The following is an 18654-nucleotide window of genomic DNA, read 5'->3' as shown; positions in this document are numbered from 1 at the left end:
CTTCCCGGGATTCTTGTTTTGGCCGCGTTTCGGCGCAGGCCGAAAAGACGGTAGCCAGGCGATTTCGCCAAGGTGTTTACCCTTAGTTACCTGGCTACCGTCTTTCTCCTTTTTCTTCCTTAAAACTGATACAGGATCCGCGCCCGAAAACCGGCGGTGGTCTGGTTCAGGCTACTGCGCGAACTCAGCAGCGGATTCGATAAGTAAGGCATGATTTGCAGCGCCCAGGAACCCGCCTGTTTCTCGACGCCCAGGCTGACCAGCCAGCTATTGTACAGACTGGGTTCGCATTTCCGGTCAAAGACTTCCTGCTTAAATCCGTCGTAGAGGCTGGGGCCTTTCCGGCGCGTAAACGTAATCTCCTCGCGGGTATCCAGACTGAAACTGGCCCCGGCCGTCGGCAGCAGGGCCACCTGGTTGCCAATGGGCAGACGGTAAGTGAGCGTCACCGGCACCTGCCAGGATTTGGCGCGCTGGCCGATGTTCAGCACTTCGATCTTCGGATCAACCGGAACTTTGCCCGGGAAGTCCCGCCGGAAATCGCTCTTTCGCTTTTGGTAATATTGCAGGTCGTTGAAAAACTCATCGCCGGACAGCTTCAGGCGGTTTAGTCCCAGGCCAATGGCCAGATGCTTACCCACCAGGAATTCACCCGCCAGTCCAAAACCGGATTGGCCGCCCGCAATTTCGCCCCCGCCCCCCAGCCGGAACCGGAAGCGCGACTGCGGTTCTTCCACCTCGGGTTGCTTTTTCGGCCGGGCCGTTCCGGCAACAGCCGTAGCAACGGAAGGAGTGTACAACGGGCGAATCCGGCGGACCCGGCGCTGGTAATTTTCAGCGTAATAGCTGGAATCAAACGCCACCGTCCGGTTCAAAACCGGTTCCCACGAAATGGCAGGAGCAGCCGGCGAACCGGTTGAGGGAGCCGCAGCACCCGGTTCGGTGTTCAGGCCCGAAGCGGCTCCGGAAAACGGCCGGCTGGTTTCAAATCCGGGCGACGGTTTTTGCCGGGCCGAATACCGACGGTCCCCGCTGCGGTTCCAGCCATCCCGACCCCGTCGGGAAGAATTAGCAGACGGGGCGGTGTTGTGAACGGCTTCTTCGGAAAGCGCCTGTCCGGGGTTTTCAGAGCCGGTTTCGTTCGGCGGCTTTTGCGCGTCAGTCAACCGTTCCGACGATCCGGGCTGTTCCAACGGCGGCCTGTCACCCGGTTTTTGAAACGGCGAAGCAGGGGTGGTTCCGTCGCTCCGGCGTCGGTTTGGCTCCGGAGCGCCATCAGTCGCCAGACCGCTTTCCAGGCGGTTTTCGTCCTCCCGGTTTTCCTGGCCGGCATCCGGCAGGGAGCGGGGCGGGGCGGGCACCAACCGGGGCACCAAAACCTCCCTGGTAATGTACACGGTATCGGTTTTCGGAGCCACCGCCAGCGGGGCTTCCAGCGGGGCTTGTTGCAGAAGGGTCACGGTGTCGTTCAGCGCCCGAACGGTTTGTTTCAGGTGCTGATTGGTCCGGTATTGCCAGACCGTCAGCACCAGCAACCCGGCCACCGACGCAGCACTCAGCATGGGCACCATCCATTGCGTGACGGTGCCGCCGATGGAAGGCACGCCATGGCGACGCAGAACCGAGCGAAGGTGGACCCAATTGTTCTCCCGGAACGGAGGGTCTATGCCCTCCAGCTTTTTTCGTATAGATTCCTCAAATTTATCAGTTTTCATAGTAACGAATAGGAATCGCAGGATCGGATGGAAAGAGATGGGGATAAGCAGACCGAATCGCCTGCTGAAGACGTTGCCGCGAGCGTAAAAAATGCGACCGGATTGTGGCCTCATTGCTTTGCAACACCTCGGCAATTTCCCGAAGGCTGTAGCCATCAACTACGTGCATCGAAAAAACCGTCCGGTAAGCGGGCGGCAATTGCTGCACCAGCGCCAGAATTTCGTCGGCCGAAATCCGGTCAACAACATCGTCTTCAAACGGCACATCCTGCCCGGACTCCAACGAATTCATGTCCAGTTTGTGGTATTTGCGGTAGTAACTGATGGACGTATTGATCAGAATCGACCGGAGCCAGGCCTTGAAAGGATGGGAAGCATCGTACTGATGCAGCCGTTGGAACACTTTCAGAAAACTCTCGTTCAACACCTCTTCGGCTTCTTCCACCGTTGCCGAATACCGCAGGCAGATACTTTTGGAGTAACTGTAAAACTTTTTAAATAAAACGCGCTGAGCCTGCGCATCGTGGGTACGGCAGGCTTCAATCACACTATCAATATCGTTTTCCGCGAAGGAAGGGCGCTTTCGAAAAAACAAGGCCGTAACGATTTAAGTAAACGATTCACTCATCCTCATCCAGTACGCCGGAATCAGGCCGGGTGTTGCAGCCCAACCCGTTTTTTTTTCACTTTTTTTTATTTCCTGAAATTCCGGTTTTTTTTCGATTCTTCCTGCAACGGTGGCGAAAAAGCGGGCGTACTGGCAAGTGAATCGTTGGAAAACCGGACCGGCCCTGTAGCCTGCGCCCGTTCCAACTCCGAACCAGAACGTGAAAAGGCAATGAAAATACAGGTATTGGTCATTGCGGATAGTCTCCATTACGACTCGGGTCTCAACGCCCGGCAAAGCTATATTGACCAGTTTGTGCAGCAACTTGAGCGCAGCGGGCAGGACGTGATGGTAACTTATTACGCGCCGATGGCCCTCTGCACCATTGCAGACGTATTGCACCGCATGCCGCTCCGGCGGTACGACCTGATCATCCTCCAGATCGCAAACCGCCACCTGCGCGACTCCCGGCTGGCCCTGCGCCCCTCCACCGGCGACCATATCCAGGAGTACGCTACGGTCTGGAAATTACGCATCCAGTCGTGGCTGGGCGGCATCCGGCCCCTGCGCGAAGTCCGGGAAAATCTGTCGCTGATTCTGAAAACCCTGGCTTTTCACCGCCAGCGGGTGATTCTGATGACGCCGTTTCCGCACCGCGAACCCGTTAGTGGCTGGTTGCGCCGGAAAGGAAGCGACCTGCTGAAAAGCGAAGGACGACACCGGGGTTTCCGGGTCTTCGACGTGCAGGCGCTGGTCGACGAGCGTGACGAATTTTTCATTACCGACGACCGCGAACGCCTGAACGCTATTAGCCACGAGCTCATTGGCCGGCGCCTTTACGACTTCTACCGCACCGAACCCAGCAAGACGACCGGATGGCTAAAGCTGGACACCTGATCGATGCATTACCAATTATCTATTTATAATCCACCAAGTTAGCACAGCAAACCAATGAAAAAATCCCTTTTAGTCGCACTGACCGTGCTGGGCATCGGCCTGTACGGTTGCAATCAGAGTCAACAGACTGTAACGCCCGAATCCGATGCGACGCTTTCAGCCACCAGCACGGCCCGGCTGGCATCCGATAGTTCCGGTTTTTTCTGCCGGAAAAAAGTAACCAAAATCGCCGTTAGCGAACTCCCGGCCGCCGTCAGCAGCTACCTCACCACGACGTATGCGGGTGCCACCATCGACTACGCAGCCAAAGACGATAGCGGCAACTTCCTGGTCGCCATCACGCAGAACGGTGAAGCCAAAGCGCTGTTGTTCAATGCCGACGGCAGCTTTAACGAAGAACTGAGCCTGAAAGGGGCCGGGGGCAAAAAAGGCGGGCCACGCGGCAAAGGTCACGGGCCGAAAGGAAACCTGGAGCAGATTGCCCTCACGGATTTGCCCGCGGCCATCACGAGTTACATCAGCGCCAATTACGCCGGTGCCGAACTCAAAACCGCAGCCAAAGACAGCGCCCGCGGCTATCTGGTCATGATTGTCGTCAGCGACCAATCGAAAACGCTGCTATTCAACCCCGACGGAACCTTTAACAAGGAAGTGTCGAAACCGGTGCGGGGCACGTATACGGCGGTTGCCGTGGCCGATCTGCCCGCTGCCGTGACGACCTACATCACCGCCAATTACGCGGGTTCGACGATTAAAGATGCCGCCAAAAATGCGGCAGGTGAACTGATTGTGGTGCTGAAAACTGCCGACGGAAAACCGGTCGCCCTGCTTTTTGCGGCCGATGGCACGTTCAAACACGTGCTGAAGCAACGGCGATGAGCCGGTTTTTACGTTCCCGGCCGACCGGTAATGCGGCCGGGAACGTAAAAAAGAGTGTGGAAAAAAGTGTGTCCTGAATACAACCTGAAAAACCAATGAAACACAACCTGCGTAGTAACCCCGCCTGGTGGGGAATGGCCCTTTTGATGGTCGGGCTGTTGTCATCCTGCAAAAAAGAAACCGATCTGGTTGAACCCGAACCCACCGCAACTGCCCCTGAAAACCAGACGACTACGAACTGGATTCTGGAGAATATGCGGGAATATTATTACTGGAACGATAAGATTCCGACCAGCCCGGACCTGAGCCTGGCGCCCTCCGATTTTTTTGATTCGCTGCTGTACACCTACGATGCCACCGCGCGCCCCGACGGCGACCGGTTTTCGTGGATCGAAGAAAACGCCGATGCCCTGTCGGCGTCGCTGAGTGGCGAGTCGACCACGACCGGGATGGAATTTATGCTGTACCTGCGGGCGCAGGGTTCTACGAACGTCATTGCGCAGGTGCTGTATGTCCTCCCCAACTCACCCGCCGAACAGGCCGGTTTTAAGCGGGGCGATATCATCAGCAAGGTGAACGGGCAAACCATTACCACCGGCAATTACGCTTCGCTGCTGTATTCGGGCGGCACGGTCTTCTCGTTCGGGCTGGCCGCCGTTCAGAATAACGCCATCGTTGATACCGAAACAAGTCGTTCGGTGACGACAACGGTTTTTCAGGCCAACCCGGTTTTTCTGGATTCCGTTTACACGGTTGGCAGCAAAACCGTCGGTTATCTGGTTTATAACCAATTTGTTCCGGCGCCGAACAACAGCAACGGATCGGAATACGACAATCAGGTCGACGCTATTTTCAGCAACTTCAAAGCCAAAGGGGTGAATGAACTGGTGCTGGACCTGCGCTACAACCCGGGCGGTTACACTTCCTCATCGGCCAATCTGGCCAGCCTGATCGGCAAGGGAATCGACAATAGCAAAGTCTATTTCCGCGAAGAATGGAACTCGACCCTGACGCCCCACCTCAAGCAGGAATACGGCGATGAATTCTTCGTGCAGCGGTTTCTGAACAAATCGCAGAACATCGGCAACAACCTTCAGCGGGTGTTTGTGCTGACCACCGACGGAACCGCATCGTCCAGCGAACTGATTATCAATGGCCTGCGGCCCTACATGACCGTCACCACCATCGGCACGAAAACCTACGGCAAAAATGTGGGATCGATCACGATCGTCGATGATTCGGGACAGATCAAGTGGGGCATGCAACCCATCGTTTTCAAATCGTTCAACAGCCAGGGGCAGTCCGATTATTCGGGCGGTTTTACGCCCGGCGTCGAAGTGGAAGAACCGCTGAACCTGCAACCGCTGGGCGATGTGAACGAGGCCCTGCTCAACGAAGCCCTGTTTCAGATCACCGGCAGTCGACTGGCCCGCCGGGGGGTGGCCGAACCTAACCCGCTTACCACCATCGGTTCGTCCATCCAGCGCAAAGCGGGCGGAGGCCGGATGATCCGAAGCTTGTCCAACTTTAAAGCCATCAAACTATAAGCACTACGTTTAAGCTGGCTGCCCATGAAAACCGCACTGACCACGCTCTGGCTTTCCGTGATCGTCTCTCCGGCTTTTGCCCAGGCCCTCACCGACTATTACCGCCCGCCGGTCGAACCCGCCGGTGAGCGTCGCCTGGCGGATCGGTCGGCCCGCAACCGCCGGACCGAGTTGACGCAGCTGGTGGCCCGGTACGGCGAAGCGTATATACGGGAGCGTTGGTACGTGGGAATGGACGGTTTTTTCCGGACGGATCGCAGCCAGCTTAACCAGACCTTCGATGGCTTGATCAGCACCAAAGCCACCACGCAAACCGGCTGGAGCGCCCTCATCGGCTGGGTCGGCAACGAACGCTGGGCGGTGGAAGGGGGCTACGCCCGCTCCCCGATCCACAACACGCTCGTTGTGGGTGAGGGCGCAAACGCGCTTGATTTGCAGTTTGAAAACAACAAACACGGTTTTGTGGTACGCGGCAAACGGCTCATGCGGTTTGGCAGCCGAAGCCGAAAGTCCGGTTTGTGGCTCGGGGCCGGTTTTTGGGTGGTTCCGAACAACGGCCAGCAACTCAGCAGCTTTATCGTAGAAGGGTATCAATACCGCGGCTCCGGTGGTAGTCTGGGTCGGCGCACCAACCGGGTTCAGCTCGATACCATCCAGCTTTTTGGCGTCACCCGCCTGAGTCCGACGCTGACCGGCCTGGCCGAAGCCTCGGCCGAATACACGGTCAAGCTGGGCGGCCGGACCGAACTCAGTCTGTTTGCCCGGAAGGTTTGGGGACTCGGTAACATCATAACAACCAACCTGTTGTACAGCGTCAATAGCGGAGCGTCGCAGCCCGCCGTTCTGCGGAGCGATGGCAGTGGCTGGAGCGTGGGCGTATCGATCCGGTACGTGTACGCACTCCGCTATGACCTGCGCAACATGCCGGGTATTTTCAACCTGCGGGGCCACAAACCGGAACCCGCTCCCGAAAAACGACGGCCCGCTCTCTGACCGTGTATGGTTTTCACTACCAAAAAATTCAGTAACCACCCGTTTCTCCCCCATTGCCAAACCGGCAATGCGATTTTCTGCATAATCACTTTCCCCTTTTTTCCATGAAAAGTTTATTTCAACGTCGGTTATCGCCTTTCTCCCCGCCGGTTTTCCGTTATTTTCAAGTCCGTCGTCCGGCCGTTCTGACGGGCATCGGCTACGCGCTGGTCTGGGTGCTTTGGGGGGCGGTTTTGAGCAGTTGCCGTTCGGAAGATGATGTGGCCGTGCTGGGTGACTGGCAGCGCCGGTCCGATTTTGAAGGGGTGGCCCGGAACGCCGTAGCCGGTTTTGTGCTGAACAATGTGGCTTACATGGGCACCGGCAGCAATGCCGACAACGACCGGCTGAAGGACTTCTGGTCGTATGATCCGGCCCGCAACACCTGGACTCAACTGGCTGATTTTGGGGGAGAAGCCCGCAACACCGCCGTCGGTTTCGCGGTGGGCACAAAAGGCTATCTGGGTACGGGATTAAACGCCAACAGCGACCGGCTGAAAGATTTCTGGGAGTTCGACCCGGCGGTCAACACCTGGAAACGCATTGCCGATTTCGGCGGAACCGCCCGGCGGAATGCGGTGGCGTTCTCGGTCGGCAATAAGGGCTACGTCGGCACCGGTTTTGACGGCAATTACCTGAAGGATTTCTGGTCGTACGATCCGGCCACGGGTGCCTGGGCCAAAGTAGCCAGCTACGGGGGAGCCAAACGTCTCGGCGCCCTTTCGTTCGTGATCGACGGACTGGCCTACGTCGGAACCGGTAATAACAACGGCTCGGCCGAAAAAGACTGGTGGGCCTACGATGCGGCTCAGGATCTCTGGATCGAAAAAGACGATTTTGAAAGCGATGATCTCGTACAGCGCAGCTACGCCGTCGGTTTTTCCATCGGCTCAAAAGGCTACGTCACCCTGGGCGACGGTTCCACCGCCGTTTGGGTTTACGATGCCGCCACCGACGACTGGTTCGAACAGGGCACGTTTGAAGGATCGGCGCGGCAGTATGCGTTCGGGTTTGCCATCAACGGCAAAGGCTACGTGACCACCGGCAGCAGCGGCTCCGGCCGTTTCGACGACTTGTGGGAATTTGACCCCACGCTTGAACAGGACACCGACGCCAACTAAGCGACCCGATGAAACGCAATCAGTTCCAATCCCTGGCCATTCTGCTGCTGGGTCTGGCGGTGGTTACCGCCTACAGCCGGTTTCGTTCCAAACCGCAGTATAAACTCCAGACGATGACCACCCCGGCGGGCTGGGGTTACCAGATGGTCCTGAACGGAAAAACCGTCATCGACCAGCCCACCGTGCCGGGGCAGGCCGGGCAACACGGTTTTGTGAGCGAAGCACTCGCCCGGCGCGTGGGGGAACGGGTTGTGGCCAAACTACGGCTGGGACAGTTCCCACCCACGCTCAGCCCCACGGAACTGACGCAGCTGGGCATTCCGATTCGATAATCGTTTACGCTATTCGGTTGACCGTTTACGGTGGTTGACACACACTTTCCAGCGTGGGAAGGCGCTGTTGCGGCTGTGAATCAGCGCCCTAAACGGTCAACCGAATACCGGAAACTTCAAATACGTGACCTTGTATGCATAATTTCCTGCGCTTTGCGCTCCCTGTGTTGGTCGGCCTGCTGCTGTCGGCCTGCCTGTCGGGGGATCTGGACGTCGGGCAAACCCTGATCAAACCCGACGAAAGTCAGATTCAATACATTGATACGGTTACCGTTAACCTGTCTACGGTGATGGTTCCCGACTCGTTCATCACCTCGTCCGACAGCAGTGTTCTGGTGGGCCGCTGGACCGACGCCCAGACGGGTTTGATGGAAGCCCGCAGCTTTGCCTCCCTCGCCTACGTGACCAACGATTTGCCCGGGCAAAAAGGCGTCCGCTTCGACTCGCTGGTGCTGGAAATGGATTTCAATTACGCCGTGGGCGATACGCTGAAGCCGGTCTTGGTGCAGATTCACCAGCTTCAAAAACCGCTCGAAGCCGGGGCCGTTCATTACAACACGCAGGCCGTTGCCTACAACCCGCAGCCGTTGGTTCAGCATTCGGTGCTGCCGCAATTCAGGGACGCCAACCGGCAAATCCGGGTTCGGCTGCCCGACGTACTGGCCCGAACGTTTTATGATAAGCTGGTCAGCAAAGAAATCAGCAGCGCCGAAACCCTGGCTGATTACTGGAAAGGATTCGCTTTTCTGAGTCCCTCGGCCAGCAACGTTTTTCTGGCGTTTAACCTGACGTCGGCCAATTCCGGCATCCGGCTGTATTACCGGGGGAATGACATCAGCCAGACGGCAGGTAACCTGTTGTTTCCGTTTCAGGCCGGACTGTTTACCCAATTGACCAACAACCGCAGCGGAACGCCCCTGCAGGCGCTGCAACGGGCCACGGATGCGGTGCCCAGCCGGACGACCCAGAATGCGTCGTTTGTGATTCCCGGCGCGTTTCTTTCCACCCGGCTCGACATTCCGTCGCTGAGCGAATTCATTAAACCGGACGGTTTTATCGGGCTGAACAGGGCTGAACTGGTAATCGAACCCATTCGGAAAGACCCGCGCGACAATGCGGCCCCTCCGGCCCAGTTGGGACTGTATTTTACCAACTCCCAGAACGAAACCGTGGAAGCGGTGCCCGGTTTGGTCAATGGCGAAACCTCCGCCGTCGCTGCGTATTCGTATGAATCCGACGAAATCGAATGGCAGGACGGCTACGTGTTCAACATTACCCGGCACATTAACCAGCTGATGCGGGGCGAAACCACCAACCGGCCGATGGTCCTGAAAGTGCCCAGTGGTCAATTGACGCTGAAAACCATGCTGCAACGGGCCGCGCTCGGCGACCGGCAGAATCCCACCGATCGCATCAAACTGAAGCTGTACGTTACCTCTGATTATTGATGATCGAACCGAGCAATAAAAGTATGCCTCTGATTAGCAATCTGTAAACCTGAAAGACGCAAAAACCGCATCGTTCGCGTTAAATCAAATCCCATTTGCTCCGATATTCCCGCGACAGGTACGAGTTGGCTTCCCGGTCGTGGATGAATTTTTCCCGCCTGGCATTCCATTCCAGCTTGCGGCCCAGCCGGTACGAAATCAGCCCGAGGTGCATCGGCATGGTCATTTGCCGGGCGTATTCGAGATTCGATTCGGGCTGCGAGCGGGATTTAACCGCATCGACAAAATTTTGCTGGTGGCCGGGGGATCGCTTAAGGCTCTGGGCAATTTCCGGAATATCGGTCATCACCACGCCGTTGACCGTGATTTCGCGGGAGCCGTAATCGCAGAGTAAGGTCCCCTTGTCGCCTTCAAAATACGCGCCGATGCCTTTTTTGGCGGCACCCGGCACGGTGGGCGGTTCGGAAGTCCAGTGGAGTTTCAGGTTTTCGAATTGATAATCAATCCGGATCGACTTGGGCGCGTCGGCAATGCCGTCCGGTGCTTCCCCGGTGGCGCTGACGCTTTTCAGGTTTTTGGGCTGGATGGACCACCAGACCACGTCGGCGATGTGGCACCAGAAATCCTGAAAAACGCCCCCCGAATAATCCAGAAAATACCGGTACGTGAAATGGCAGCGCTGCGGAGTGTAGAGCGACTGCGGAGCGGGTCCCAGCCACATGTCCCAGTTCAGCGTGGCGGGTGGCGTCTGGTAGTTGGCCGGTCCCAGGTCGGGCGGCAAGCCGGTTTTCCACAAGCGAACCGTGTGCACCCTGCCAATGGCGCCACCCCGAATCAACTCCACCACGCGGTGGTAATTATCGCCGGCGTGAATCTGCGTGCCGAGTTGAAAAACCCGCTTGTGCCGGTTCAGGCTTTTCAGCATTTTCTGCCCTTCGCGCACGTCGAACGAAAGCGGTTTTTCGCCGTACACATCTTTCTCGGCCTGAAACGCCAGAATGGCAATCTGCGCGTGCCAATGGTCGGGCGTTGCCACCGTGATGGCGTCAATATCCTTGCGGTCCAGAATCCGCCGAAAATCGTCGTAACCCTGCGCTTTGGTGCCGGGGTTGAGCTCCGACAGGCGTTTCAGGCTGCTGTTCAAATGCTGCTGATCCAGATCGCAAAGGGCCACAATTTCGACTTCGGGCAGTTTGGCAAACCAGCCCATGTGGTTGTTGCCCATGCCCCCCAGTCCAATGTGGGCGATGCGCAGCCGGTCGCTCGGGGCCACCTTTTTTATGGCGGGCCACAGGGCAAACCCAAGCGCCCCGGCGCTGCTCTGTTTCAAAAAATCCCGGCGGTTAAGGGGGTGATTCATACGGTGAAAGGGTCGGAAGGTGAAGTCTCAAGGTACAAAATAGTCGGATTGCCTTCGTTTAATCTTCACAAAAAATTAACAGACTGAAAACCAAAGGCGCTGACGGCTTTTTGTTATTTTACACCGCCATCCGACCCCCTTCCCGGCTTTCTGAATCCGTATGAACCGACTGCTTCCAACTGCCTGCCTGATTCTTCTGCTGACCCTGGGCCACCGAGAGCACCTGATAGCGCAGCAAACGCAAAATGTCATTCTGGTGACGCTCGACGGCGTTCGCTGGCAGGAAGTTTTTTCCGGCGCCGACTCCACCTTGCTGTTCGACCCGGTTTATTCGCCCGATACGGCAGCGGCCCGCAAATTCTTCTGGGCGGCCAGCCCGCAGCAACGACGCCAGTTGCTGTTTCCGTTTCTCTGGAACACGGTTTCCAAACAGGGGCAACTATACGGCAACCGCCTGAAAGGAAGCCGGGTCAATACCGCCAATCCATTCTGGTTCAGCTACCCGGGCTACAACGAAATTCTGTCGGGGTACGCCGATGATCGCATCAAATCCAACGACAAAATCGACAACCCGAACACGACGGTGCTCGAGTTTCTGCACAACAAGCCTGAATTCAAGGGGAAGATTGCGGCCTTTTCGTCCTGGGACGTGATCGAAGCCGCGGTAAACGAAAAGAAAACCGGTATTTACGCCAACTCCGCCAACGAATTGATTGTGAACCCCAAAACCGGCGCGGATTCGCTGCTCAACAGCATGATGGCCACTGTGCCTCCGCAGGTCTGGGACAAAACCGTACGCAGTGATTTTCTGACCTATTTTGCCGCGAAAAACTATGTCTTGCAAAACCGCCCCCGCGTGCTGTTCATGCAGTTTGACGAAACCGACGGACTGGCCCACGCCGGGCGCTATGCCGACGATCTGCGCATGGTGAACGCCGTGGATGCTTTTCTGGCCGATCTCTGGAAAACCATCCAGCAAATTCCGCAGTATGCCGGAAAAACCTCGCTCCTCATTACGACCGACCACGGGCGGGGTCACACGCCGAAAGCAACGTGGAAAGCACACGGCGCCAAAACCGCCGACTCCTACCAGATGTGGTTTGCCGTAGTAGGGCCCGACACCCCGCCCACCGGCGAACAATCCGGCGGCCCGGTTTTATTCCAGAACCAGCTGGCGGCTACGCTGGCGCGGCTGCTGGGGCAGGACTTCAAGTGCGAACACCCGGTTGGCCCACCGGTTTCGACGGTTCTAAAACCGTAGGAAAAGGACTTTTCAACCTTTCATGAGCCAGCGGCCCAGCAGGACAAAGGCTGCCAGCCCGCCCACAATGCCAGCGGCATCGGCCAGCAAATCCAGCCATTCGAAGCTGCGGTTGATGGGCATCACCAGTTGGTAAAGTTCAATGGCGAAACCGTACAGCACCCCGATGATGAAAATGCGCAGCGGAAACCGGTAGAGCGTGGCCCACAGGAAGCTCCAGACGGCAAAAATCGAGAAGTGGATAAACTTGTCGTTGACGGTTTCGCCCGGGGCCGGATAATCGTTCGGCCAGGCGCAGCCAATGAAAATGGCGAGGGTCCAGCCGATGGCGGCCCATTTGATCAGAACTTCCAGTCGCATATCAGCGGATGAGGGCGGTCATGCGCCACTCGGTCAGAAACAAGAATACGGTGATAACACTCATTAGGTAAAAGACATTTCGGGAATCGATCAAACCCCGGCCCAACGCCTGGTACTGCTCGTCGAGCGCCAGCCAGCTCAGCGGATAGGCCAGGCTACCCCACCATTCCAGACCCGCCAGCTCGCTGATACCGACGTACAGTAAAAAACACAAAAAGACGCCGACCACAAACGCAACGACCTGATTTTCATTGATCGACGACGCAAACATTCCGACGGCCACGAAAACTCCGCCCAGCAGCAGCAAGCCCACGTAGGAACCAAATACCGAAGCGGAATCGACGTTGCCGGGCGGGTTGCCCAGTTGATACACCGAATAATAATACACCAGGGTAGGCAGCAATAACAGGACCACTAACAGCCAGTTAGCTAAAAACTTAGCCAGCACCAGCTGCCAGCGGGTCAGCGGCTTGGTCAGCAGCCACTCAATGGTTCCGGCCCGCACTTCCTCAGCAATGGATCGCATGGTGATGGCCGGAATCAGGAACAGCATGACGTAGGGCGTCAGGTTGAAAAAAACGCCCAGATCGGCATACCCGTAATTCAGGACACTCGTTTCCGGGAAAACCCACAGCATCAGCCCTACCGCCGTCAGAAAAACCGCCATGATCACGTAGGCGACCGGTGAGCTGAAAAAACCGTTAATCTCTTTGCGAAAAACAGGCAGCATAGTTTAGTGGGAAGACAGAAGTGGGTTACGAGGATAAAGCCGTCTGGTACGCACAATCAACAGTTTATTCTTCAACTTTATGCTCGTGTCCCAATCTCTGATCGCTTTCATTAACTCGGGAAACCCGAGTCCGGTTTGTTTCGACGCAGGAAAGCGGCCACGATCAGCGAAATGATCAGACCGAAGAAGGCCGCAGCCAGAATACCAAACAAAAACTGTAAACCGGGGCTTTGGAATTTTTCGGTCATTTCCATCGCCTGTTCGATCTGATCGTCCGGCATACCGCGCTCTTCCATCTGCTCCCGTACCTTGTCCAGCGTTTGCTGCCGAATCGTCGGGTCGATGAAAGTCGTGTAGATAAAATTATATGTAAACGAAACCATCGCCGAAACCACCGACAACAGCGTGCCAAGCCCAACCCCTTCGCCGTAGCTCATGTAATCGCCGTTCAGGGCCCGGTATTCCCGCATGGCCATTACCACAATGACAATCGAAATGACCAGGCTTAGCCAGGGTAAAGTGGTGTTGGTGAACTGACCGGTCACGTTGATCGCCGTTGTATACACCATGAAAATCACCCCGGAAATCAGGCCCCATTTCAGGGCCAAACGAGCGGTAGACGGTTTTTCTTCCATAATTTTAGCGGTTAATCCGTTATGATTGAGAGGGTTTTGAAGGATTCGGTGCGTCGGGAGCCGGGTTATACAGGCTGTAATCCTGCTTTCTGAACAGCAGCGAAATGATCAGAACCGGTAAAACAGCCAGCACGGTTTTTTTGCTGATTTCGTCGCCCACCAGCGTTTCGGGCGTAATCGTGTCGATGTTCTTCAGCGCTGTCAGGTATTCGGCCGCGCCCAGCCTTTCGACCAGCCGCCCTTTGGTGGAGATCAGCAAGTGCCGCATATCAGCAAGATAGCGCGTAAAAACCTCAGGATCAACATAATTCACAAACAGGTAGATTAGCCAGGCCGTCAGCAGGGCGCCCACGGTGTTGACCACGTAACAAATCGTCAAGGCTTCCCACAAATGCAGAAACCCCTTGCCGATGTGTTTGCGGTAATACCAGACTGCCGCGACCATCATAATAATCTGGAACCCGAAATCCAGCACCCGGATATTGCCCAGCGGCACAATGCCCAGCCAATACAGGACCAGAAAATAAAGAAAACACAGCACCCCCGCTACCAGCCCAAACAGAACCGGAAGTTTTAACAGCGGATGGTTGAAATAGGAAAACAGTTGTTTCACTCGATTTTAGACATGTTCAACAAAACCCTTATTTATAATCCATAACGCTTTTCCCCGCAGGGTTTTGCCAAAAAACGGTGAATTTTTTGAGCGGGAAGTCGTTTTTTCGTAGGTCCACGCCAGTTCCGGATCAAATAACGTCAGGGTCGCCGGCTGGTTTTCGTCGATCGTCAGTGCGGGTAGCCGCAAAATCCGGCGCGGGCCGTGCGTCAGTTTGTCGATCAGCTGCTCCAGCGGCAGGTCGGCGTGATGGGTCCGGGCAACGGCAAAGGCGGTTTCCAGCCCAATGATGCCAAACTCCGCGTGGTCAAATTCGATGTTCTTGCTTTCGTCGTCCTGCGGATTGTGATCCGACACAATCGCGTCGATGGTTCCGTCGGCCAGCCCGGTTTTCAGCGCGTCGCGGTCGGCGGGCAGGCGAAACGGCGGATTCACTTTCAGGTTCGTGTCAAACCCCATCAGCGCCGTATCGTCGAACGCCAGCTGGTGGGCCGCCACATCGCAGCTCACCGGCAACCCCTGCTGCTTGGCTTGTCGGATTAACGCAACCGAGCGCGCCGTCGAAATCGTTGAAAAATGCAAAACCGTATTCGTTGCCGGATTGGCCGTCGGCGGATGCGTATATTCTACCAGCCGCAAATCCCGTTCGACCATCATCTCCTCCGCCATGGCGGGCATCCCTTTGAGTCCCAGCAGCGTACTGGAAAGCCCTTCGTTCATCTGTCCGAAATGCGTTAGGTTCTCTTCTTCCGGGCGGTTCATCAACAGGCCGTTGAACGGTTGCAGGTATTGCAGGGTTTTCAGCAGCAGGTCCGGATTCGTGAGCGGTTTTTCACCGTCCGAAAAAGCCACCGCTCCGGCGTGGTGCAGGTCGATCATGTCCGTAAAATCCTGCCCTTCCGTGCCTTTCGTAATGGCCGCAATGGCATGGACATTCACGGGCTGCCCCTGCGTGGCCTGCCGGACATAGCCCAGCGTGTTTTTGGAATCGACAACCGGTTTGGTATTGGGCAGAACGGCAATATCCGTAAAACCGCCCCGCGCGGCCGCCCGGCACACCGTCGTGAGATCTTCTTTCTGTTCGTAACCGGGGTCTTTGGCCGACACCCGCAGATCGACCCAGCCGGGTGAGACACACAAGCCGTCCTGTTCGATAAGCTGGACAGCCGCCCCCTCGTCTTCGACGGTGAGCGAGTCGCCAATCTGGCGGATGAGACCATTTTCAAGTAAAACGTCACGAACCTGTCCATTAAAGGGCGACCGGGGGTCTACGATTCGGGCGGCACGGATGAGTAATTTCATGGAGAATGCAAAAAAAAAGCCCCGGGTGGAGCTTCCTGATCAAATCGGCATTTAAGCGCCCACCAAATCTTTATAGGCATCGGCCGACAGCAAGTCGTCGGTTTCGGCACCGTCGGTCAGTTTCAGACGCACGATCCAGCCCCGGCCATACGGATCGTCGTTGACCAGTTCGGGCGATTTTTCAACTTCCGGATTGATTTCAAGCACTTCGCCTTCGATGGGCAGAAACAGATCCGACACGGTTTTTACGGCTTCGATCGAGCCAAACACCTCGCCTTTCGCCAGGCTCTGGCCGACGCTCGTGATTTCCACAAAAACAATGTCACCTAACTCACTCTGCGCAAAATCGGTAATGCCAACCACAGCCGTGTCTCCTTCGATGCGAATCCACTCATGGTCCTGCGTATACTTCAGTTCTCCGGGAAAATTCATACGTAACGGTTCGTTTAACGCTGCAAGTTACACAGGTAAAACGGTTTTACAAACCTTCAGCCCGGCCTTTGTTTCCGGCCCTTTCTGCAAAAAGATTGCCGGGCGGTTTTGGGAGATCGACCCCTGCGGCCGGCCCACTGCGCGGGTGGTTTCATCGTCCACGGGCTCAACTTCGGACCGCACACACAAAAATGATTTCGTCAATACCCGATCGAATCGTAACTTTTTCTATCTTACATCCGGCCGTATTCACCCGTTGAGCCGGTTTTTCAGTCCACCCTTATTTCCTTTTCAATGAAGCAGTATTATTACTTGGAAGGCAATCAGCAATTTGGCCCGTTTTCCCTGGACGAACTCCGCAGCAAGCCCATCCAACCGGATACGAAGGTCTGGGCCCAGGGCTTGCCCGACTGGGTAGCGGCCCAAACGGTTCCCGAAATCAACGAATGGCTTTCCTCGGCTCCCCCTCTTCCGACGGATCCCGTGCAGCCGCCCGTGCCGGTTCCGCCCGTGGTGCGGCCTTTTCAGGAATCGTATACGCCCAACCAGCCGCTCACGGGAATGCCTCCCAAGCCCAAAAACTGGCTGGTTGAGTCCATTCTGGCCACGCTGTTTTGCTGCCTGCCTTTCGGAATTGCCGGGATCATCAACGCGGCCAATGTCGATTCGCGCTACGCCAACGGCGATTTTACCGGGGCGAAACGGGCGTCCGACGAAGCCGCCAAATGGACCAAAGTAAGCTTTTTTGTGGCCATCGGGCTCTGGATCGTGTACATGGGCCTGTTTTTCATCGGTGTTTTCAGTGGCATTACCAACTCGTATCGGTAAGCGATCCGGGCGGTTTTTCGGCCTGCTGGCCCTGGTCGGTTTGGCGGTGCTGTATCGCTGGTTCGATCCGGCGCAGGTGTCTTTTTTTCCACCCTGTCCGTTTCGGCTGCTCACCGGTTTTGAGTGCCCGGGCTGTGGTTCACAACGGTGTTTGCACCAGTTGAGCCACGGCCACATCGAACGGGCGTTCCAGTATAATCCCCTGCTGGTTGTCTCCCTGCCTTACATTCTGCTCGGGCTGGTGCTGGATTATACGCCCCTGCGGCACACGCATCCGGTTTTTTACCAGCGGTTTTACGGCAAAACCGCCAGCCTGCTGGTGTTTGGAATTGTGATTCTGTTCTGGATTGGCCGCAACCTGCCTTGATCAGAACGCTTCGCCGAGCGAAATGTAAAAACCGGTCCCTTCGCGCGTAACGCCCAGATCGGCCCGCAGAAAAATGTCTTTTCGCTGGAAAAACAAAAACCGCACCCCGCCCCCGGCCGCCCAGCGCAACTGGTTGAGCTGAAAGGCCCCCAGCGTTGGCGCCACCGTCCCTAAACCGGCGAACAGCGTTCCGCCCCAGCGTTTGCTGAACCCAAACGGCAGCCAGCGCAGTTCGGCCTGCCCCGCCAGCACGTTTTTGTCGCGGTATCGACCCAGGTAATACCCCCGCATCAGCGACTCGCCCCCGATCAGGCCAAGGTTGTTGAACGGAATATCGCCCTGCATAAACGTGCCGGCCAGTTGCATCGCCAGCACCCGGTTGGGTCGTCCCAGCATTCGGTACAGCCGCCCGTCGAGCACCAGAGCCCGGTACTTGAAATCACTGCCAAAACCGGGTCGGTACCATAAAATTCCGGTTTCCAGAAAGTGACCTTTCCGCACGTTCAGCACGTTTTTCCGGTCGTCGTAGACCACCGCAGCGCCCAGTCCCATCGTTGTCGAACCGGTTCCGCCGAGCGGCAGTTCAAAACCGGGGTGGTTGTCCAGTTCGAACGACACCCGCTGAATGCTTTGAAAATCCGCTTCCGCGCCGGCGTACCAATTGTTTTTCACCTGCCGCAAAATCCGCTGACGAATCTGAAAATAACTGGAATTGACCAAAGCCGGATTGGCCGAAGAAGTCGCCGGGCCGATGCCGTAGTAGAGCAGCGGAAATTGCTGATAGCGGGCCCGGCCCAAGAAGAAATACCGGTTTTTATGCGTGTAAGCCGCATTTTCGAGCAGAGCACCAAACTGCCCGCGAAACGTCACGAACGTATACAGAACGATTTCGCTGAGCCGGTTGACGGTGGTGTCTTTTTTGGCGTAGAACAGGGAGAAAACCCGAAGGCCCACTTCGATGCTGGTTTCGGGAGCAAAACCGGCGGTGGGAAACACCAGTAATTTCGAGGTTTCGGCCGACGAGGTGTCGTTCAGAACTTTCTTCACGTACCCAACGATTTTCCCCTGCGCCCGACCGGATAGACTTAGCAAACTCAATAATACCAACAGCAAAATACCTTTCAGGCGAATTCCCATATTTTCTTAGCGCATTTACCCCCAAGTCCGCAAGACCTGGGGGTAACCTGA

Annotated in this window: 20 protein-coding genes; 10 read left to right on the top strand and 10 right to left on the bottom strand. The window is 56.4% G+C overall.

Translation table 11 applies throughout. The features are described from left to right. Window positions 1-119: 119 nt before the first annotated feature. Together ACYVHX_RS27725 and ACYVHX_RS27720 are read right to left on the bottom strand one after the other, a co-directional pair. Window positions 120-1715, bottom strand: coding sequence for a hypothetical protein (locus ACYVHX_RS27725; protein WP_460674965.1), 1596 nt, complete (start codon window positions 1713-1715; stop codon window positions 120-122). Further along, entirely contained in the window at window positions 1705-2310 is a 606-nt protein-coding gene (locus ACYVHX_RS27720; RefSeq protein ID WP_460674964.1) for an RNA polymerase sigma factor, read from the bottom strand. The genes ACYVHX_RS27725 and ACYVHX_RS27720 overlap by 11 nt, the downstream gene beginning before the upstream one ends. Window positions 2311-2553: 243 nt before the next feature. Here ACYVHX_RS27720 and ACYVHX_RS27715 point away from each other — a divergent pair, with 243 nt between their 5' ends. From ACYVHX_RS27715 to ACYVHX_RS27685, 7 genes are all read left to right on the top strand, one after another. Continuing rightward, window positions 2554-3219 (top strand): hypothetical protein, encoded by a 666-nt coding sequence (locus tag ACYVHX_RS27715; protein ID WP_460674963.1) that lies wholly within the window; start codon window positions 2554-2556, stop codon window positions 3217-3219. A 54-nt stretch (window positions 3220-3273) separates the two neighbouring features. Then, entirely contained in the window at window positions 3274-4098 is an 825-nt protein-coding gene (locus tag ACYVHX_RS27710) for a PepSY-like domain-containing protein (RefSeq protein ID WP_460674962.1), read from the top strand. A 95-nt stretch (window positions 4099-4193) separates the two neighbouring features. Further along, window positions 4194-5645 (top strand): S41 family peptidase, encoded by a 1452-nt coding sequence (locus ACYVHX_RS27705; protein ID WP_460674961.1) that lies wholly within the window; start codon window positions 4194-4196, stop codon window positions 5643-5645. A 24-nt stretch (window positions 5646-5669) separates the two neighbouring features. Further along, on the top strand, window positions 5670-6638 hold the full coding sequence (locus tag ACYVHX_RS27700; protein WP_460674960.1) for a hypothetical protein: 969 nt from the start codon (window positions 5670-5672) through the stop codon (window positions 6636-6638). 104 nt (window positions 6639-6742) lie between these two features. Beyond that, window positions 6743-7798, top strand: coding sequence for a Kelch repeat-containing protein (locus tag ACYVHX_RS27695; RefSeq protein ID WP_460674959.1), 1056 nt, complete (start codon window positions 6743-6745; stop codon window positions 7796-7798). Window positions 7799-7806: 8 nt separating this feature from the next. Next, entirely contained in the window at window positions 7807-8130 is a 324-nt protein-coding gene (locus ACYVHX_RS27690) for a DUF4907 domain-containing protein (RefSeq protein ID WP_460674958.1), read from the top strand. 134 nt (window positions 8131-8264) lie between these two features. Further along, window positions 8265-9578 carry a DUF4270 family protein gene (locus ACYVHX_RS27685; RefSeq protein ID WP_460674957.1) on the top strand — a complete coding sequence of 438 codons (1314 nt, stop codon included), beginning with the start codon at window positions 8265-8267 and terminating at the stop codon, window positions 9576-9578. Window positions 9579-9657: 79 nt separating this feature from the next. On the opposite strand, the gene ACYVHX_RS27680 is transcribed toward ACYVHX_RS27685, so the two are convergent. Further along, complete coding sequence (locus ACYVHX_RS27680; protein ID WP_460674956.1) at window positions 9658-10938, bottom strand: Gfo/Idh/MocA family protein; 1281 nt, start codon at window positions 10936-10938, stop codon at window positions 9658-9660. A 160-nt stretch (window positions 10939-11098) separates the two neighbouring features. Here ACYVHX_RS27680 and ACYVHX_RS27675 point away from each other — a divergent pair, with 160 nt between their 5' ends. Beyond that, complete coding sequence (locus ACYVHX_RS27675; protein ID WP_460674955.1) at window positions 11099-12199, top strand: alkaline phosphatase family protein; 1101 nt, start codon at window positions 11099-11101, stop codon at window positions 12197-12199. Window positions 12200-12211: 12 nt separating this feature from the next. Here ACYVHX_RS27675 and ACYVHX_RS27670 read toward each other — a convergent pair whose 3' ends face one another. The 6 genes from ACYVHX_RS27670 to gcvH form a co-directional block, all read right to left on the bottom strand. After that, window positions 12212-12559: a VanZ family protein gene (locus ACYVHX_RS27670; protein WP_460674954.1), complete on the bottom strand. Its 348-nt coding sequence runs from the start codon at window positions 12557-12559 to the stop codon at window positions 12212-12214. 1 nt (window position 12560) lies between these two features. Then, a complete protein-coding gene (gene gldF / locus ACYVHX_RS27665) occupies window positions 12561-13289 on the bottom strand; it encodes a gliding motility-associated ABC transporter permease subunit GldF (protein ID WP_460674953.1) in 729 nt (242 codons plus the stop codon). A gap of 110 nt (window positions 13290-13399) precedes the next feature. Beyond that, window positions 13400-13924: a DUF4199 domain-containing protein gene (locus ACYVHX_RS27660; protein WP_460674952.1), complete on the bottom strand. Its 525-nt coding sequence runs from the start codon at window positions 13922-13924 to the stop codon at window positions 13400-13402. Window positions 13925-13943: 19 nt separating this feature from the next. After that, the gene (locus ACYVHX_RS27655; protein ID WP_460674951.1) at window positions 13944-14537 is read right to left on the bottom strand and encodes a DUF4199 domain-containing protein; all 594 of its coding nucleotides are present in this window, start codon (window positions 14535-14537) and stop codon (window positions 13944-13946) included. 6 nt (window positions 14538-14543) lie between these two features. Next, entirely contained in the window at window positions 14544-15839 is a 1296-nt protein-coding gene (locus ACYVHX_RS27650; RefSeq protein ID WP_460674950.1) for a dihydroorotase, read from the bottom strand. 51 nt (window positions 15840-15890) lie between these two features. Continuing rightward, window positions 15891-16271 carry a glycine cleavage system protein GcvH gene (gene gcvH, locus ACYVHX_RS27645; protein WP_460674949.1) on the bottom strand — a complete coding sequence of 127 codons (381 nt, stop codon included), beginning with the start codon at window positions 16269-16271 and terminating at the stop codon, window positions 15891-15893. 294 nt (window positions 16272-16565) lie between these two features. On the opposite strand from gcvH, the gene ACYVHX_RS27640 reads away from it, so the two are divergent. Continuing rightward, window positions 16566-17099 (top strand): CD225/dispanin family protein, encoded by a 534-nt coding sequence (locus ACYVHX_RS27640; protein ID WP_460674948.1) that lies wholly within the window; start codon window positions 16566-16568, stop codon window positions 17097-17099. Then, window positions 17074-17466, top strand: a complete 393-nt coding sequence (locus ACYVHX_RS27635) for a DUF2752 domain-containing protein (protein ID WP_460674947.1) — start codon at window positions 17074-17076, stop codon at window positions 17464-17466. The genes ACYVHX_RS27640 and ACYVHX_RS27635 overlap by 26 nt, the downstream gene beginning before the upstream one ends. On the opposite strand, the gene ACYVHX_RS27630 is transcribed toward ACYVHX_RS27635, so the two are convergent. After that, window positions 17467-18603 carry a BamA/TamA family outer membrane protein gene (locus ACYVHX_RS27630; RefSeq protein WP_460674946.1) on the bottom strand — a complete coding sequence of 379 codons (1137 nt, stop codon included), beginning with the start codon at window positions 18601-18603 and terminating at the stop codon, window positions 17467-17469. Window positions 18604-18654: the final 51 nt, after the last annotated feature.

The sequence above is a fragment of the Larkinella ripae genome (assembly GCF_054780775.1).
The sequence above is the reverse complement of the archived record's forward strand: the minus strand, read 5'-3'. Positions and strand labels throughout refer to the sequence as shown.

Coding starts and splice junctions, on each gene's coding strand:
- ACYVHX_RS27725 (WP_460674965.1), bottom strand. CDS start 1,715: ATGAAAACTGATAAATTTGAGGAATCTATACGAAAAAAGCTGGAGGGC.
- ACYVHX_RS27715 (WP_460674963.1), top strand. CDS start 2,554: ATGAAAATACAGGTATTGGTCATTGCGGATAGTCTCCATTACGACTCG.
- ACYVHX_RS27710 (WP_460674962.1), top strand. CDS start 3,274: ATGAAAAAATCCCTTTTAGTCGCACTGACCGTGCTGGGCATCGGCCTG.
- ACYVHX_RS27705 (WP_460674961.1), top strand. CDS start 4,194: ATGAAACACAACCTGCGTAGTAACCCCGCCTGGTGGGGAATGGCCCTT.
- ACYVHX_RS27700 (WP_460674960.1), top strand. CDS start 5,670: ATGAAAACCGCACTGACCACGCTCTGGCTTTCCGTGATCGTCTCTCCG.
- ACYVHX_RS27695 (WP_460674959.1), top strand. CDS start 6,743: ATGAAAAGTTTATTTCAACGTCGGTTATCGCCTTTCTCCCCGCCGGTT.
- ACYVHX_RS27690 (WP_460674958.1), top strand. CDS start 7,807: ATGAAACGCAATCAGTTCCAATCCCTGGCCATTCTGCTGCTGGGTCTG.
- ACYVHX_RS27685 (WP_460674957.1), top strand. CDS start 8,265: ATGCATAATTTCCTGCGCTTTGCGCTCCCTGTGTTGGTCGGCCTGCTG.
- ACYVHX_RS27680 (WP_460674956.1), bottom strand. CDS start 10,938: ATGAATCACCCCCTTAACCGCCGGGATTTTTTGAAACAGAGCAGCGCC.
- ACYVHX_RS27675 (WP_460674955.1), top strand. CDS start 11,099: ATGAACCGACTGCTTCCAACTGCCTGCCTGATTCTTCTGCTGACCCTG.
- ACYVHX_RS27670 (WP_460674954.1), bottom strand. CDS start 12,559: ATGCGACTGGAAGTTCTGATCAAATGGGCCGCCATCGGCTGGACCCTC.
- gldF (WP_460674953.1), bottom strand. CDS start 13,289: ATGCTGCCTGTTTTTCGCAAAGAGATTAACGGTTTTTTCAGCTCACCG.
- ACYVHX_RS27660 (WP_460674952.1), bottom strand. CDS start 13,924: ATGGAAGAAAAACCGTCTACCGCTCGTTTGGCCCTGAAATGGGGCCTG.
- ACYVHX_RS27650 (WP_460674950.1), bottom strand. CDS start 15,839: ATGAAATTACTCATCCGTGCCGCCCGAATCGTAGACCCCCGGTCGCCC.
- gcvH (WP_460674949.1), bottom strand. CDS start 16,271: ATGAATTTTCCCGGAGAACTGAAGTATACGCAGGACCATGAGTGGATT.
- ACYVHX_RS27640 (WP_460674948.1), top strand. CDS start 16,566: ATGAAGCAGTATTATTACTTGGAAGGCAATCAGCAATTTGGCCCGTTT.
- ACYVHX_RS27630 (WP_460674946.1), bottom strand. CDS start 18,603: ATGGGAATTCGCCTGAAAGGTATTTTGCTGTTGGTATTATTGAGTTTG.